We start from the raw sequence: 16,134 nt of genomic DNA, 5'->3' as shown, positions 1-16,134 counted from the left end.
AATGTACAAATTAATTCTTACATTTTAGCTTAAACTGGACTTTTTTTTAATTAAACTTTCTAATTTACTACTTTTTATGTAAAATAATAACACTAGATTCATAAGCTTCATTTTAAACTTAATTACTTTCTTCTTTTCAAATTTAGACTTTTTTGGTACAATTAAATGTAATATCTATATATTCTAAAAAAACGATATAAGAGGTGAGCTATGAACAAAAATATTAAGATTTTGATAATAGTCCTTGTAATAGGAGCGTTGGCAGCTATTTATTTCAATAAAAATTTATCTGATTCAAGTGAAAATATTCAAAAGGATAATATTGACCCAAGCAATAATAAAACTGAGGAAAGCTATGAAACTACAACAAATGAATACTATGATTTAGCAATAGAAAATGGATACCCTACATTTTTAGAATTTACAACTTCAACTTGCCCAGCCTGTAAGTATATGGAGCCTACGATAGAAGAAGCCAAGATAAAATTTAAAGGAAAAGCAAACGTAGTGGTTGTAAATTTAGATCTTCAGGAAAATGCTCATTTGGCGATGGCGTATAATGTAAGAGTAGTTCCTACCTTAGTATTTTTAGATAATGATGCAGTAATTAAATCGAGAACTGAAGGTGTAACTACACTTGATGATATAGAAAAAATGCTTAAAGAAGCAGGTATGCAGTAATGGACGTCGTACTTCAAATGTTTTCTGCATTTATGCTAGAGCATATATATATGGCTGTTCCGATAGCTTTTTTAGCAGGTGTCATATCAGCTTTTAGTCCGTGTGTACTCACAACAATTCCCTTAGTTATAGGCTATATGGGTAATAGCAAAATATCGGATAGAAAAAAAGGTCTATTATATTCTCTGATATTTACTTTAGGTTTAAGCATAACCTTTATTGCATTAGGATTTCTGACAGCTTATGTAGGAATGATTTTTTCTGGATATGGGAAGGTTATATATCTAGTGCTAGCTTTTATTATGATAGGAAGTAGTTTGAATATACTTGGGATTATAAATTTCAAAAAACAGGAAAATGCTTGTAGTATAGAAGAAAAGCCTGTGAGAAAAGGCTTGATTGGCATATTTACCTTAGGTCTATTTGGTGGATTTGCAGCTTCGCCTTGTGCTACTCCTGTGCTTGCAGCTATTCTTTCTTTTGTAGCAAGCAGAGGCAATCCAGTGCTAGGAGTTTTTATGCTGATGGCTTACAGCATAGGAAATAGTATACTTGTAATTCTTGCTGGAGTTTCGGTATCTACTTTAAATAGCCTTGTTACACAGCCCAAATATATAAAGCTTGCGAACAATTTAAAAAATATTTTGGCTGTTTTTATATTATTTGCTGGGCTATATGTGTTTTACCTAGCAGTATAGTTAATTAAGTATATGACTATAGATAAATAGCAGTCAATAATTTCATTTTTATACTATAAGATGTATTGTATTAAACAAAAAAGGAAGTTGCTCTCAGTTACTACAAAAGCACTTCCTTTTTTGTTTAATATAAAAATTTTAGTTTAAGATAATAATGTTAAAAAAGCATAATTACTAAGCTCAAAGCCTTTTAATGTAAGACTTACTTTGGAAGCATCATAAATTAAAAGACCTTCATTTAAGAGTTTATCTAATTTGGGCTTGTAACTTGCTAAAAAATTTATGCTAAATCTTGAATTTATATCTTCAAAATTAATGCCTTCCTTCATTCGGAGCCTTAAAAATATCCATTCTTCAAAGGCCATAGTATCATCAATGAGCTCTGTGCTTTCTATTGGCAAACTATTTTTTGATAGTAAATCGATGTATTCTTCTATGCTACTGGTATTAGAATATCTGCTGTTATCGAAAAAAGAATGTGAAGAAACTCCAAAACCCAAATAAGGCTTGACTTTCCAGTAAGTTATATTGTGGCTACACTTTCTGCCAGAAAGAGCAAAATTAGATATTTCATAATGCTCATAGCCAGCTGATGTAAGCATATTTACTGCCAGCTCATACATGTTTATATCCTCATCCTCGGTTGGAAAGGTTATCTTGTTTTCCTTATGAAGCTTATATAGCGCAGTACCTTCTTCTAATATAAGAGAGTAGCAGGATATATGATCTGGCTTTAAAGCTAATACTTTTTGAATGGAGGTTTTAAAGGATTCAATAGTTTGATTTGCAATGGCATACATCAAATCTATGTTAATATTACTAATTCCGTGGGCTTTGAGAATATCTATAGATTCTTCAAGATCTTTGAAGCTATGAATTCGGTTTAGTACCTTAAGCTCTATTTCATTTGCTGACTGAAGTCCAAGGCTAACTCTATTGATACCATATTGCTTCATGGTGTCAGCTTTTTTTGAAGTAATAGTTTTAGGATTTGCTTCTATAGTATATTCTATATTATTTGAATTGCAATTTAGCTGTAGTATTTCATCTATGCTTTTAATCAGAAGTTCAAATAAATTGTCGCTTAAGCTAGTGGGTGTACCTCCGCCTATGAATATAGTTGAGATTTGATTTTTATCAATTGTAGATTTATACAATAGTAGCTCTTTTAATAAAGCATTTATATAGGGCTCATGAAAAGCAGTGGAATTTGCGAAGGAAACAAAATCACAATAAGAGCATTTGCTAAGACAAAATGGAATATGAAAATATAGACTTAATTTTTCTTTTTCTGGATAATTCATAATTTATTACTCCTCTTTGGTAAAGCTTATTTTAACTTGATATATTATACTCTACAGTATCCAAATAAAAAATAAAATAAATATTAGAAAAATAAATATTAAGATGTTGACAACTCAAAACAGAATAGTTATTATATATTTAGAGTTAGCACTCGAACATAATGAGTGCTAACAAATAAACCAATAATTATTTAATATAGATGTATTTGTTTGATAAAACGAGGTGACAGTATGGCGTCAAACTTAGAGTTGAGCGATAGAAAGCTTAGAATATTACAGTTTATAATTCAAGAATATATAGAGACGGCTGAACCCGTAGGCTCTAGGACTATTTCAAAAAATAAAACATTAGGCGTAAGTGCTGCTACTATAAGAAATGAAATGGCAGACCTTGAAGAAATGGGATTATTATTACAGCCTCATACTTCAGCTGGAAGAATTCCTTCCCATGATGCTTATAGACTGTATGTAGACAAGTTAATGGGTGTTATTGGACTTAATAAAAAAGAAAAGGATGAAATCGAAGGAGCGCTTGTTGGGAATATAGAGCAGATACAAGAACTACTTGAGGATTCCTTAGCTCTGCTGACCCAGATAACAAACTATACATCTGTAGCTATCTCACAAAAAGTAGAAAAATCTAAAAAGATAAAGCAATTAAATTTAGTTCATATTGATTCTATGACTGCTGTTTTAATAATGGTTATGGAAGATGGGACTGTGAGAAATAGCAAGTTTAAATTAAGTGTTCCAGTTTCTGAAGAGAAGCTTGAGCTCATATCAAGGACATTAAATGACAATATAAGAGGCAAAATAATTGAAGACTTTGATATGAATTTTATTAATTATATTAAGCATCAAATCAAGGAGTACAATAAGATTTTTGACGATATGTTCACGGTTATGAAATCGAACATGGATAAAAATCTTTCTTTTAATGTACTACTAAATGGAGCTACTAATATTTTTAATTTCCCTGAATTTAGTGATATAGGCAAAGCAAAATCTTTTTTAAATCTTTTAGAGCAGAAAAACGAAGTGGCTAGCCTGCTAGAAGAAAAGGGAATACGAAAAGGCAATGTAAATATAATAATAGGCGATGACTCGATTGATGATGTACTTGGAAGCTGCTCGATTATCACAACAGAGTATGAATACAAAGGAAAAACAATCGGGAAGCTTGGAATAATCGGACCAAAGAGGATGGATTATGACAGAGCTTATTCTGTCATGAATTATATTACTAAACGCCTTAATAAACTTATGAACAATACTTAAATATAGATAGAGGTTATAAGAAAGGAGGATTTGAATTGTCACTTAATGACGAAGCCCTAAACGAAGATAAAGACACCATAGAGGAAGGACAAGAAAATACAAATACAATGCAAAAGGAGCAGGACATGACTCAGGATGATATCAGAGAGGTTGATGAACAAGAAGACTTGATAAATGAAGAAGAATCGGCTGAAACAGCTCAAATAGAAAAACTTCAGCAAGAAATTGAAGAGATGAAAGCACTTGCCCAAAGAACTCAGGCAGATTTTATGAACTACAAAAAAAGAGTGGAAAAAGAAAAAAGCGAACTAACAGTATTTGCAAATGAAAAAATAGTAACTGAGATGCTGACAATTGTAGATAATTTTGAGCGTGCTTTACAAAGTGAAAAAGAAAATTCAGAAACAGCTTTTTATAAAGGTGTAGAATTAATACTAAAGCAGCTTATGGATACTCTTTATAAATTTGGTTTAGAAGAGCTTGATGCTTTGAACCAAGATTTTGATCCTAATTTCCATCATGCAGTAATGCAGGAAGAAGCAGATGAGCCTGACAAGGTAATCGATGTGCTTCAAAAAGGATATAAGCTAAAGGATAAGGTAATAAGACCATCAATGGTAAAGGTTAGTAAATAGAAGCTATGAAAATACTTTGTTAAATCAGTAATAGCGATATAAATTTACAAAATATATTGAGGAGGAAATAATAATGGCAAAAACAATAGGTATAGATTTAGGAACAACAAACTCATGTGTATCAGTTATGGAGGGTGGAGAACCAGTTGTAATTCCAAATGCTGAAGGAATGCGTACGACTCCATCAGTGGTTGCTTTTTCAAAGGATGGAGAAAGAATAGTTGGAGAGCCAGCTAAAAGACAAGCTGTTACAAATCCAGATAGAACTATTGCATCTATCAAAAGAGAAATGGGAAGAGATCATAAGGTTACAATAGATGGAAAAGACTACTCTCCACAAGAGATTTCAGCTATTATTCTTCAAAAATTAAAATCAGATGCTGAGGCATATCTAGGAGATACTGTAACTGAAGCAGTAATTACTGTTCCAGCCTACTTTACAGATGCACAAAGACAAGCTACTAAGGATGCAGGAAAAATAGCAGGACTTAATGTTAAAAGAATTATTAACGAGCCTACAGCTGCTTCACTAGCTTATGGACTTGATAAAACTGACCATGAAGAAAAAATACTAGTATTTGACCTTGGTGGAGGAACATTTGACGTATCTATTCTAGAAATCGGCGATGGAACATTTGAAGTTTTATCAACTAGCGGAAACAATCAACTAGGTGGAGACGATTTTGATGAAGTTTTAGTAAACTATATAGCAGATGAATTTAAAAAGACTGAAGGTGTTGATTTAAGACAAGATAAGATGAGCCATCAAAGACTTAAGGATGCTGCAGAAAAAGCTAAAAAAGAGCTTTCATCTACTTTAAACACAAATGTTAATCTTCCATTTATCACAGCAACTGCAGAAGGCCCTAAGCACCTTAATATGGATATATCTAGAGCTAAGTTTGAAGAAATTACAGCATTCTTAGTAGAAAAAACTATGGAGCCAACTAGAAAAGCTCTTGCTGACTCAGGTTTATCTATGTCAGAAGTAGATAAAGTAATCCTAGTTGGAGGCTCAACTAGAATTCCAGCTGTTCAAGAAGCGATTAAGAAATTTACTGGAAAAGAACCTCATAAAGGAATCAATCCTGATGAGTGCGTGGCAATAGGCGCGGCTATTCAAGCTGGGGTACTTGCTGGAGATGTTAAAGATGTTTTATTGCTTGATGTTACACCTTTATCTCTAGGAATAGAGACATTAGGTGGAGTATTCACTAAAATAATCGAAAGAAATACTACTATTCCTACAAAGAAATCTCAAGTATTTTCTACAGCAGCAGATAATCAAACAGCAGTAGATATACACGTTCTTCAAGGAGAGCGCTCTATGGCAGGAGATAATGTTACTTTAGGTAGATTCCAGCTTATGGATATACCAGCGGCTCCAAGAGGAATTCCTCAAATTGAAGTTACTTTTGATATAGATTCAAATGGTATAGTGCATGTTGGAGCAAAAGATTTAGGAACTGGTAAAGAACAAAAAATTACTATTACTTCAAGTACTAATCTTTCTGATGATGAAATAAACAAAAAAGTTAAAGAAGCAGAAATGCATGCGGAAGAAGATAAAAAGAAAAAAGAAAAAATGGAAGCACTTAACCAAGCAGAATCTACAATCTACCAAACTGAAAAAACTATAAAAGATATGGGAGACAAAGTTTCTGCAGCTGAGAAAGAAGCAGTAGAAGCTGCGATTGCTGGATTAAAAGAAGTAAAAGACAAAGCTGATGCAACAGGAGAGCAAATCAGAGCAGAAATAGATAAAGTAATGCAAGCAATCCATCCGATTTCGCAGAAAATGTATGAGCAGGCTCAGGCTCAGCAAGGAGCAGAGCAACAATCTCAAGCTGGTGACGATGTAGTTGATGCTGATTATGAAGTGGTTGACGAAGACAAATAAAAAGATTAGACTAAATAGCAGACACAATAAATTATAGCTTGCAATATTGCAAGCTATAATTTTGTAGCTTAAATATAAAATAGTCGAAACTATAACTATAAATCAGTGATTAATAGGCGGTGAAAGTGTGGAAAAGCGTGATTATTATGAGGTTCTTGGTATTTCTAAGGATGCCTCAGAACAAGAAATAAAAAAAGCATATAGAAAAATGGCAATGAAATATCACCCTGATAAGAATCAAGGAGATAAGGATTCAGAAGAGCATTTTAAAGAAGTAAATGAGGCATACGAAGTTCTTTCAGACCCTCAAAAAAGAAGAACTTATGATCAATTTGGTCATGCGGGATTCTCTGGTGGAGGATTTGGACAGGGAGGATTCTCAGGCGGACAAGGCTTTGGGGGCTTTGAAGATATCTTTGGAGATATTTTTGGAGATATGTTTGGTGGAGGCTTTGGTGGCGCAGGAAGAAGCTCTAGAAAGACAGGGCCAAGAAAAGGCGCTGATATGAGACTAAGAATGGAGCTTAAGTTTGAGGAAGCTGCATTTGGAATAGAAAGAGAAATATCGATTCAAAGAGAAGAAGAGTGTGACACTTGTCATGGAAGTGGAGCAAAGCCTGGAACTAGTACTACTACTTGCCCTACTTGTAATGGAACAGGAGAGGTAAGACAAACTACAAGAACTCCTTTTGGAAATATGATGAACGTAGCTCCATGCCCTAATTGTCAAGGTGCAGGTACTATTATAGAACATAAATGTGAAACTTGTTTTGGTCAAGGAAGAGTCAAAAAAGCTAAGAAAATCAATGTTAAAATTCCAGCAGGAGTAGATGATGGAGCAACCATTAAGATGTCTGGAGAGGGACAGCTTGGCCATAAGGGTGGACCTAGGGGAGATCTATATATAATAATAAATGTAATCCCTCATAAGCTTTTTGAAAGAGACGGTTACAATGTTTATCTTGAAATGCCGATAACATTTGTGCAAGCAGCACTAGGCGATGAAGTAGAAGTACCAACTTTAGATGGCAAAGTAAAATATAAAATACCTGAAGGAACTCAGTCAGGAACGGTATTTAGACTTAGAGGCAAGGGTATTCCACATCTAAGAAGCACTCAAAGAGGAGACCAACTTGTGAAAGTATCTGTAGAGGTTCCTAAGAAATTATCAGATAAACAAAAAGATTTACTTAGAGACTTTGCTAAAGAAACTGGAACAGAGGTTAACGAGCAAAGCAGAAATTTTTTTGATAAAGTGAGAGATATTTTTAAGTAATTTTTTTAATTATGCCAGACTTTTCTCAGGAGGAAAACAATGAAATGGACTGAAATAAAAGTAAAAACTACAACAGAAGCTGTTGAAGCAGTTGCAAATATTTTTTATGAAATAGGTGCACAAGGTGTTGTAATAGAAGATCCTAATGATTTTTTATATCAGCAAAAGGATGAGCTTTCTTGGGACTATATTGAAGAAGAAGTATTTTTTAATGGTTATGAAGGAGCTATAGTTAAGGCTTATCTTTCTGAAGAAGAAAATGTTCTGGCAAAAATAGAATCAATCAAAGAGAGCGTTAATAATCTTCCTAGCTTTGGGATAAATATAGGCGATGGAATTGTTGAGCTTGAAGAAGTGAATCAGCAGGACTGGGAAAATGCGTGGAAACAATATTATAAGCCTGTCAAGGTATCGGATAAGATAGTAATCAAGCCTACATGGGAAGAATACAATGCAAAGCTAAATGAACTAGTTATTGAGCTTGATCCAGGAATGGCTTTTGGAACAGGCACTCATGAAACAACGAATATGTGCATTCAGGCTTTAGAAAGGCATATAGATTCAAATTGTAGCGTGCTAGATATAGGGTGCGGAAGTGGGATTTTATCTATAGCTGCAGCTAAACTGGGAGCAGACAGAGTCTTAGGCGTAGATTTAGATCCAGTAGCTGTAAAAGTGTCAAAAGAAAATATAGAGCAGAATAATCTACTTGGCTTTGTAGAAATAAGACATGGAAATCTTATGGATGTTGTAACTGAAAAAGCAGATATCGTAGTTGCGAATATAATTGCTGATATAGTTATTAAGCTTGCTGATGAGGTCGCAAACTACATGAAGGAAGATGGACTTTTTATTTCCTCAGGGATAATAATGCCAAGACTTGAAGAAGTTAAAAAAGCAATAGAAGATAAAGGCTTTAAAATATTGGAAGTTAATACTCAAGGCGAGTGGGCATGCATCACAGCTAAGGCTTTATAGGTGATTTAAAATGGATAGATTTTTTATAAGACAGGAAATATCCCAATCAACTTTCATAGAAAATCAAGAGGATGTAAAGCATATATCTAAAGTATTAAGGCTTAGAGTAAATGACAAAATAGAGGTTGTAGATTCTAACGAAAAAGAATATCTATGCGAAATTATTGCTATTTCAAAAGACAGTGTTGAGTATAAGGTGATTGAAGAAGTTGCTATAAAAAGAGAACTAGGAGTTCAGATTAAAGTATACCAAGGAGTTCCTAAGGGTCAAAAACTGGATTTAATCGCTCAAAAGCTAACGGAAATAGGAGTATATTCTATTACCCCTGTTGAATTTAAGCGCTGTGTTAGCTCCATAAAAGAAGAAAAAGAAGATAAAAAAATTGCAAGGCTTCAAAGAATTATTTATGAGGCAGCCAAGCAAAGCAAAAGAAATCACATACCTAAGATAGAAAGTCCGATGACTTTTAAAGAACTCGTCAAAGAATTAAAAAGCAATACCATAAATATTGTTTTCTATGAGTGTGAAGAAGAAAATAATTTAAAATCTTACTTTGCTTCACTAGATTTATCAGACATAGAAAGTATTGGAGTAATAGTAGGACCTGAAGGTGGAATAACTCCTGAGGAAATAGAATTACTAGAATCAAATGGATGTAAGGTGCTGACTTTAGGTGCTAGAATACTTAGAACAGAAACAGCAGCAGTGGTTGCTAGTGCTATAATAGCATATGAAGCTGAAAATATACAAACATAGTAAGAATCTAACTGGTTATAAAAAGTGAGATTGTTAATGGAAATAGGAAACCTAGTTATATTCACAATAATTTTGTAAAATCAATGATGCTTTTAAAGTTCGCAGTCTAGTTTGATTAGACCTTAGGCTTTAAAAGCATTTTTGCTTTTTAAATTTTTATAATATACTTTTTTTATCTTGTTTTTTATGATAGAATCTTTTCTTGAATTATTAATAGGAGGAAGATTATGTTAAAACCTAAAGTGCAGTTGTCCTTATTTGCAGAGGATTTTTATAATAGATATCAAAGACATAAGCAAGTAGCATTTTTTACGCTGGGTTGTAAAGTTAATCAGTATGAGACAGATGCAATGGAGCATCTTTTTAGAGATGCAGGGTACGAAGTAACGGATTTTGAAAGCTTTGCTGATGTATATGTGATTAATACTTGTACAGTAACCTCTATGTCAGATAAAAAATCAAGACAAATGATTAGAAGAGCAAAAAAACATAATGAAAATGCAATAATTGCCGTTGTAGGGTGTTATTCTCAAAAATCACCTGATGAAGTAATCGCTATCGAGGGCGTTAATCTTGTCATGGGAACTAGCGATAGAAATAAGATAGTTACAGAAGTAGAAAAGCTAGATGTGAAGGATCATGTTGTTGAAGTAGAAGATATAATGAAGCAAAGAGTATTTGAAGCTCTTTCTATAGAAGAAACTTATGGAAAGACTAGAGCATTTTTGAAAATTCAAGAGGGCTGTGATAGATTTTGTAGTTATTGTATTATTCCATATACAAGAGGGCCAGTAAGAAGTAGGTCGATTAACGATATAATTTCTGAGGTGAAATCTCTTGCGAAAAATGGATATAAGGAAGTTGTATTAACAGGAATCCATGTAGCTTCTTATGGCAAGGATTTGGGTGATATAAGACTAATAGATGTAATAAAAGCAATTAATAATATAGATGGAATACATAGAATAAGAACTAGCTCAGTGGAGCCTCTTATTATAACCGATGATTTTTTAAGTGAGCTTAAAGAAATTGATAAATTCTGTCCACATTTTCATTTATCTCTTCAAAGTGGAAGCGATAGTGTGCTTGAGAGAATGAACAGACGTTATGATAAAGCAGAGTATAAATCAGCTGTCGATAAAATTAGAAAAATTTATCCTGATGCTGCGATTACTACGGATATAATAGTTGGATTTCCAGGAGAAAGTGATGCTGAGTTTGAAGAAACAAGAGCATACTTAGAGGATATAAATCTTTATGAGATGCATATATTTAAATTCTCACCTAGAGAAGGAACTAAGGCTGCAGCTATGGACAATCAAGTTAAGCCAGAGATTAAGAATCATAGAAGTGAAGTGCTTATTGAGCTTGCAAAAAAAAATAAGCTCGAGTTTGAAAAAAAGCTAGTTGGCAAAGAGGCTGAAGTACTTTTTGAGTCGTCTGAAAATGGTATCTATGAAGGGCATACAACTAATTACGTAAAAGTTTATGTGCAATCAGACTTGGATTTAATTGGTGAAATAGCTCGAGTAAATATTGATAGACTAGAGAATAAAAAAATATTTGGAAAAATAATACAAAATGAGATTTAATATTATGAAAATTCTAATTAATGAGGTATAATAGTTTAGATATATACATAGCTTAGCTAGGGGGTGTTATAATGTCAGATTGTATTTTTTGCTCTATAGTAAATGGCGATATCCCATCAAATAAAGTTTATGAAGATGATGAAATATTAGCGTTCAGAGACATAGCTCCTGAAGCTCCCGTACATATTGTTATTGTTCCGAAATTGCACGTGGCTAATATTTTAGAGTTGGATGAGTCAAGTGATTTAGGACAAAAGATGCTAAAGGTAGCATCGAGAATCGCAAAAGATGAGGGAATTGCCGAGTCAGGGTTTAGAATAGTAAACAATTGCAATGCAGATGGAGGGCAGACAGTTTTCCATTTACATTTTCATTTATTAGGGGGAAGAAATCTTAAGTGGCCTCCAGGTTAAAAAACTCTTGAAATAATAGTGATTTCAGTTTATAATGATTTAGTATCAATGCCCAGCCAATAAATAGATTGACAACTCCATATTATCGTAACAGTGTTAGTAATGGAGGGGAGGGATAAGGAAATGGCAACAGAAGTAAAAGTTAAAGAGAATGAATCATTAGACAGCGCTCTTAAGAGATTTAAGCGTCAATGCGCTCTTTCAGGTGTAATGTCTGAAGTTAGAAAGAGAGAACATTACGACAAGCCGAGTGTTAAGAGAAAGAAAAAAGCTGAGGCAGCGAGGAAAAAGAAAAGATAAATAGAGGTGAATGTTATGACTCTTAAGGACAAACTTATGGATGACCTTAAAGAATCCATGAAAAATAAAGAACAAGTAAGAAAGTCAGTGGTTACCCTTATTCGTTCTGCTGTAAAACAAAAGGAAGTGGATGAAAGAGTCGAACTCTCTGATGAAGATGTTTTAGCAATTATAGCCAAACAAGTTAAGCAGAGAAAAGATGCACTTGAAGAATTTAAAAAAGCGCAAAGAGAAGATTTAATCCTGCAGACAGAGCAAGAGATAGACATTCTTACGCAGTATCTTCCAAAACAGCTTACAGATGATGAGCTGGAGTCTATTATTCAAGAAATAATCAATCAAATTGGCGCATCAACAATGAAAGATATGGGCAAAATCATGGGCTTGGCTACGCCAAAAGTGCAAGGCAGAGCTGATGGAAGAAGAATCAACGAAATAGCTAAGAAATTCCTTAATTAACGCATACTAAGAGGCCTTTGGCCTCTTTTTTATATAATAATATTGTGAATAAAGCAAGGATTTTCAGAATCTATGAGCAATCCTAATTGCCCTAATGGGTAGAGTTATTATTATCGTTTTTTAATTTCTGAGCATAGAAGGTGAAAAGGCTATGGAACAAAGTAGTATAGTCAATAATAAATCTAGGAAATCTATAAAACATAGAATAGTAGCTAATAAAGAAGGGATAATAGTTTGGGGAGCTCTTGTACTTAATATGATTTTGGTATTTATACAAAGATTATATATAGGTGTTATGCCTGATTATTTAATGCAAAGGCTGAACATAGATATAAGTCAGCTCTCATTTTTGACATCGGCAGCATTTTATGGATACGCTGTATTTCAGATTCCATCTGGTATATTAATTGATAAAGTAGGAGTTAGAACCTTAAATATTTGGGGAGGGTTGTTAACTCTTCTGGGATCCTTGTTATTTAGCATAACCGATAGTTATTATTTGGCATGGATAGCGAGATTTTTTATAGGTGCAGGAACCTCTGTTGTAATAATATCTATTATGAAGGTTCAAGCATTGTGGTTTAAGCCAATTTATTTTTCTCAGCTTTCGGCGCTTATGGCACTGATATCGAATTTAGGAATGTTTGCAGGGACTTTACCCTTAGCTATATTAATAAAATTTACAGGAGCGCAAACTACTCTGTACATAATTTCGGTACTTAGCTTATTAGGACTTATTTTAGTTTTATTTTTTGTAAGAGAAAAAAAGGAAAAAAATGAAGAGCTTGATGTGAGTAATATACATAAGGCTAGAGGCTTTTCTCAAGCTATAAAAGAGGTTTTGACCACTAGGGGAACCTATCCATCGATGTTCATAATATTTTTTTTCATATCTACTATGACATCTATGATGGGACTTTGGGCAGTCAATTATCTTACAAGTGTATATGATATGAGCAAGATAGTAGCTTCAGGCTATGTAGTTTTCTTTACATTTGGATTTATAGCAGGCTCGCCTGTAATGTCACTATCAGATAGATTGTTAAAAGGCAATTATAAGAAAAGCTTATTGTTTTTTACAGGAGCATATTTTTTACTATGGTTTTATTTTTTAATAATAAAAGCAGGAAAGCCTCCTGTAAATCAAATACCAGTTATATTTTTCTTGATGGGAATTGCAGTTATGGTTCATATTTTAGCATTTACAGCTTCAAAGGATGCAAATAAAATTGAAAATGCAGGAGTTGCTACTTCTGTAGTAAACACCATGGAATTTATAGGAAGTGGAATTATAAATTTTTTAATTGCTCTTAATCTACAAAGAGGGGTCCCTACAGAAAAAGCATTCTTAATAATACTGGTATTTTCTGCAGGGGCATTTATAGCCTCACTTTTTGTCAGATTTGACAATCAAGCTAATTCCTAGAATTATAAGTAGAATTGGCCAGAACTTATCAATGAACATAAACAAGTTAAAGTGAAATAAGTTTAGATTATCCCCTAAAAGAACGAGTCCGGATAAACAAACTAGGGAGTTGAAGATTATATTTTTTGATCCACTAGGTCTCAGAAGGCCGTCTATACCTAAGTAAATGATTATAAGAGGCCAGTAAATTCTAATGAGCTGCCAGGGAGTATGAGAAATATAACCTAAGCTGTTCAAAAATAATAATATACCTAACGCAATTAGCAGTAATCCTGATATTTTAGAAAAAGATTTCATTTGATTATCCTCCAGCTTTACTAGTTTTACTTATCTATTTCTATTATAACAATGATTAGTTTAAAAAAAATTACAAATTTTTTATAAATTACTGTTTAAAATAATATTTAAATGGTAAATATAAAATAAGAAGGATGAAAGTCCTTCTTTAAATACAGAAACTTTATTACACCGTATTGTTTACAACAGTTTCACAATTTCTAAATATATGATTTATCTGTTTAAGTTTTAAGATTATCATATAAATAGAAAAAGATTTAAATCTTTAAAGTATGGTTTTAGGTTTGAAGTGTGAGTATTGAGAATTTAGGATTTTGAAAGATTTAAATCAATTTTTTAGAAACAAAATGTAAGAGTAAGAAAGTTTCAAAGCAACAAATTCTTAAATTGAAACAAGCTTTAAGAGTTTCAAATGAAGCAAAGAGAAACAAAGAAGAACCAATGAAACAAATTTAAGAAGCAAGATTTAAAAGTTGAGTTTCAAATTTAGTTTTAAGTTTTAAGAGTGTTTCAAAAAGTTTCGATGATTCAAAGTTTCAAAGTTTCAAAGATTTAAAAAACCTTAGTAACAAAAAGTTTAAAAGAAAGAATTTTAGAAGTTTTGCTTGAGAACCATTTTAGAAATGTTTTTCACCCAAATGAATAAAATTTAAGAGGTAGTTAATGGATCAAAGTTTTCTAAACAATACGGATGGAACTAAAGTTTCAAAATGAGACCGGTTATAGTAGATAATTTACTTTAACCGGTCTTATATTTTTTGTTTATTGTATTTAGATTGTAATAAATTAACAGTTTAAATGGTATATACTTATTATAAAACAAAACGCTCAAAGCATAATGAAGGGGAGGTGTATCATGAAACGTATTTTATTAATATTTGCTCTTATGTTATCTATTATTCCTAGCTTAAGCTTTGGGGCTTCTGACAATGTGTACGTTATAGAAATAAGCGGGGAAGTCAATCCTGGAATGCTCAACTATGTAAGAGAAAATATTGAAGATGCAAATAATAAAAATGCAGACTTGATTTTATTTGAGGTGGATACATTAGGAGGTAGAATTGATTCTGCAGAGAAAATTAGCCAAGAAATATTAAAATCGAAAGTGAAAACAGCTTCATATGTAAACACTAAAGCAGAATCAGCAGGAGTGTTGCTTAGCATTTCAGCTAATTCACTTTATATGGCTCCAGCGTCTACTATAGGCTCAGCTGAACCTATACCTAATACTGAAAAAACTTTATCCTACTGGAAATCGCTTCTTGAAACTACAGCAGAAAAAAGAGGAAGGGATCATAAACTAGTAGCAGCAATGGCAGATTCTTCTATAGAAATAGATAATTTAGTAGGAAAAGATAAACTGCTAAATCTTACGACAAATAAAGCTAAAGAACTTAATTTTTCAGATGGGACTATGAATTCAAGACAAGAAATCTATGAAGATTTAGGGTTAAGCGCTGTTAATGAAATTATTACTGTGAGGAAGCTTTCTGATAATATTATCGGATTTATATCATCATCGTTAATTAGTCAGCTTTTATTAACTTTAGGATTTGTAGGGCTCGTAGTGGAAGTTATAACACCGGGCTTTGGATTTGGAGGATTTCTTTCAATTGTTGGATTCTCATTATTTTTTGCAGGGTCTATTATTTCTGGAAGCACAACCTCATTTGCAATAATAGTATTTTTACTGGGAATAATTCTTCTGCTTGTTGAAATATTCATGCCTGGATTTGGTATATTTGGAATAGCAGGGATAGCTGGTATATTAGGAAGTATTGTAATGGCATCTACCTCAGTTAATCAAGCAATTATGTCAATTGGGATATCGCTTCTTATCACAACTACAATAGTAGCTTTGATTATAAAGTATCTTCCTAAAAGGAATTTATCAAAAACCTTATTCCTTGGTACTAATTTAGATAAAGAAAATGGTTTTGTTTCATCGAAAGAAGATACTTCTTATATTGGCATGACAGCAAAAACTCTAACCTATTTAAGACCTTCGGGAAAAATTGAGATAGATGGGAAAATGTTAGATGCTATTTCTGAAGGCAGGTATATAGAAAAAGATAAAATTGTGGTAGTATTAAGTGTAGAAGGCAGTAGACTTAAAGTAAAAGAAAAGGAAGGTGAATAA

General features: G+C 32.7%; 16 protein-coding genes. 14 read left to right on the top strand and 2 right to left on the bottom strand.

What is annotated here, in order from left to right; genetic code table 11:
- The first annotated feature begins 210 nt into the window (after positions 1 to 210).
- Together CLOST_RS09100 and CLOST_RS09095 are read left to right on the top strand one after the other, a co-directional pair.
- On the top strand, positions 211 to 681 hold the full coding sequence (locus CLOST_RS09100; protein WP_013362010.1) for a thioredoxin family protein: 471 nt from the start codon (positions 211 to 213) through the stop codon (positions 679 to 681).
- A complete protein-coding gene (locus CLOST_RS09095) occupies positions 681 to 1,379 on the top strand; it encodes a cytochrome c biogenesis CcdA family protein (RefSeq protein ID WP_013362009.1) in 699 nt (232 codons plus the stop codon). Before CLOST_RS09100 ends, CLOST_RS09095 begins: the two co-directional genes overlap by 1 nt.
- 143 nt (positions 1,380 to 1,522) lie before the next feature.
- Here the strand turns inward: CLOST_RS09095 and hemW are convergent, their stop codons facing one another.
- The gene (hemW, locus tag CLOST_RS09090; protein ID WP_013362008.1) at positions 1,523 to 2,683 is read right to left on the bottom strand and encodes a radical SAM family heme chaperone HemW; all 1,161 of its coding nucleotides are present in this window, start codon (positions 2,681 to 2,683) and stop codon (positions 1,523 to 1,525) included.
- Positions 2,684 to 2,914: 231 nt separating this feature from the next.
- On the opposite strand from hemW, the gene hrcA reads away from it, so the two are divergent.
- The 11 genes from hrcA to CLOST_RS09035 all read left to right on the top strand — a co-directional run bounded on the left by hrcA (position 2,915) and on the right by CLOST_RS09035 (position 13,697).
- Positions 2,915 to 3,961, top strand: coding sequence for a heat-inducible transcriptional repressor HrcA (hrcA, locus tag CLOST_RS09085; protein ID WP_013362007.1), 1,047 nt, complete (start codon positions 2,915 to 2,917; stop codon positions 3,959 to 3,961).
- A 35-nt stretch (positions 3,962 to 3,996) separates the two neighbouring features.
- Positions 3,997 to 4,596 (top strand): nucleotide exchange factor GrpE, encoded by a 600-nt coding sequence (gene grpE, locus CLOST_RS09080; protein WP_013362006.1) that lies wholly within the window; start codon positions 3,997 to 3,999, stop codon positions 4,594 to 4,596.
- Between the two features lie 73 nt (positions 4,597 to 4,669).
- Complete coding sequence (dnaK, locus tag CLOST_RS09075; protein WP_013362005.1) at positions 4,670 to 6,496, top strand: molecular chaperone DnaK; 1,827 nt, start codon at positions 4,670 to 4,672, stop codon at positions 6,494 to 6,496.
- Positions 6,497 to 6,623: 127 nt separating this feature from the next.
- Positions 6,624 to 7,772, top strand: coding sequence for a molecular chaperone DnaJ (dnaJ, locus tag CLOST_RS09070; protein ID WP_013362004.1), 1,149 nt, complete (start codon positions 6,624 to 6,626; stop codon positions 7,770 to 7,772).
- Between the two features lie 39 nt (positions 7,773 to 7,811).
- Positions 7,812 to 8,750, top strand: a complete 939-nt coding sequence (gene prmA, locus CLOST_RS09065) for a 50S ribosomal protein L11 methyltransferase (RefSeq protein WP_013362003.1) — start codon at positions 7,812 to 7,814, stop codon at positions 8,748 to 8,750.
- Between the two features lie 10 nt (positions 8,751 to 8,760).
- The gene (locus CLOST_RS09060) at positions 8,761 to 9,507 is read left to right on the top strand and encodes a 16S rRNA (uracil(1498)-N(3))-methyltransferase (RefSeq protein WP_013362002.1); all 747 of its coding nucleotides are present in this window, start codon (positions 8,761 to 8,763) and stop codon (positions 9,505 to 9,507) included.
- Between the two features lie 227 nt (positions 9,508 to 9,734).
- Positions 9,735 to 11,099, top strand: coding sequence for a tRNA (N(6)-L-threonylcarbamoyladenosine(37)-C(2))-methylthiotransferase MtaB (gene mtaB, locus CLOST_RS09055; protein ID WP_013362001.1), 1,365 nt, complete (start codon positions 9,735 to 9,737; stop codon positions 11,097 to 11,099).
- Between the two features lie 71 nt (positions 11,100 to 11,170).
- Positions 11,171 to 11,512 carry a histidine triad nucleotide-binding protein gene (locus CLOST_RS09050; protein ID WP_013362000.1) on the top strand — a complete coding sequence of 114 codons (342 nt, stop codon included), beginning with the start codon at positions 11,171 to 11,173 and terminating at the stop codon, positions 11,510 to 11,512.
- A 123-nt stretch (positions 11,513 to 11,635) separates the two neighbouring features.
- Positions 11,636 to 11,812 carry a 30S ribosomal protein S21 gene (rpsU, locus tag CLOST_RS09045; protein WP_005367905.1) on the top strand — a complete coding sequence of 59 codons (177 nt, stop codon included), beginning with the start codon at positions 11,636 to 11,638 and terminating at the stop codon, positions 11,810 to 11,812.
- 15 nt (positions 11,813 to 11,827) lie between these two features.
- A complete protein-coding gene (locus tag CLOST_RS09040; RefSeq protein WP_041487174.1) occupies positions 11,828 to 12,271 on the top strand; it encodes a GatB/YqeY domain-containing protein in 444 nt (147 codons plus the stop codon).
- A 151-nt stretch (positions 12,272 to 12,422) separates the two neighbouring features.
- On the top strand, positions 12,423 to 13,697 hold the full coding sequence (locus tag CLOST_RS09035; RefSeq protein ID WP_013361998.1) for an MFS transporter: 1,275 nt from the start codon (positions 12,423 to 12,425) through the stop codon (positions 13,695 to 13,697).
- Here the strand turns inward: CLOST_RS09035 and CLOST_RS14350 are convergent.
- Entirely contained in the window at positions 13,659 to 13,994 is a 336-nt protein-coding gene (locus CLOST_RS14350; RefSeq protein WP_081455106.1) for a LiaI-LiaF-like domain-containing protein, read from the bottom strand. The genes CLOST_RS09035 and CLOST_RS14350 overlap by 39 nt on opposite strands.
- 856 nt (positions 13,995 to 14,850) lie before the next feature.
- Here CLOST_RS14350 and CLOST_RS09030 point away from each other — a divergent pair.
- On the top strand, positions 14,851 to 16,134 hold the full coding sequence (locus tag CLOST_RS09030) for an NfeD family protein (protein ID WP_013361997.1): 1,284 nt from the start codon (positions 14,851 to 14,853) through the stop codon (positions 16,132 to 16,134).

The sequence above is a fragment of the Acetoanaerobium sticklandii genome, from assembly GCF_000196455.1.
GTDB lineage: Bacteria > Bacillota > Clostridia > Peptostreptococcales > Filifactoraceae > Acetoanaerobium > Acetoanaerobium sticklandii.
The sequence above is the reverse complement of the archived record's forward strand: the minus strand, read 5'-3'. Positions and strand labels throughout refer to the sequence as shown.

Bases quoted from the DNA above. Each gene is read 5' to 3' on its own strand.
- CLOST_RS09100 (WP_013362010.1), top strand. From the start codon at position 211: ATGAACAAAAATATTAAGATTTTGATAATAGTCCTTGTAATAGGAGCG.
- CLOST_RS09095 (WP_013362009.1), top strand. From the start codon at position 681: ATGGACGTCGTACTTCAAATGTTTTCTGCATTTATGCTAGAGCATATA.
- hemW (WP_013362008.1), bottom strand. From the start codon at position 2,683: ATGAATTATCCAGAAAAAGAAAAATTAAGTCTATATTTTCATATTCCA.
- hrcA (WP_013362007.1), top strand. From the start codon at position 2,915: ATGGCGTCAAACTTAGAGTTGAGCGATAGAAAGCTTAGAATATTACAG.
- dnaK (WP_013362005.1), top strand. From the start codon at position 4,670: ATGGCAAAAACAATAGGTATAGATTTAGGAACAACAAACTCATGTGTA.
- prmA (WP_013362003.1), top strand. From the start codon at position 7,812: ATGAAATGGACTGAAATAAAAGTAAAAACTACAACAGAAGCTGTTGAA.
- CLOST_RS09060 (WP_013362002.1), top strand. From the start codon at position 8,761: ATGGATAGATTTTTTATAAGACAGGAAATATCCCAATCAACTTTCATA.
- mtaB (WP_013362001.1), top strand. From the start codon at position 9,735: ATGTTAAAACCTAAAGTGCAGTTGTCCTTATTTGCAGAGGATTTTTAT.
- CLOST_RS09050 (WP_013362000.1), top strand. From the start codon at position 11,171: ATGTCAGATTGTATTTTTTGCTCTATAGTAAATGGCGATATCCCATCA.
- rpsU (WP_005367905.1), top strand. From the start codon at position 11,636: ATGGCAACAGAAGTAAAAGTTAAAGAGAATGAATCATTAGACAGCGCT.
- CLOST_RS09040 (WP_041487174.1), top strand. From the start codon at position 11,828: ATGACTCTTAAGGACAAACTTATGGATGACCTTAAAGAATCCATGAAA.
- CLOST_RS09035 (WP_013361998.1), top strand. From the start codon at position 12,423: ATGGAACAAAGTAGTATAGTCAATAATAAATCTAGGAAATCTATAAAA.
- CLOST_RS14350 (WP_081455106.1), bottom strand. From the start codon at position 13,994: ATGAAATCTTTTTCTAAAATATCAGGATTACTGCTAATTGCGTTAGGT.
- CLOST_RS09030 (WP_013361997.1), top strand. From the start codon at position 14,851: ATGAAACGTATTTTATTAATATTTGCTCTTATGTTATCTATTATTCCT.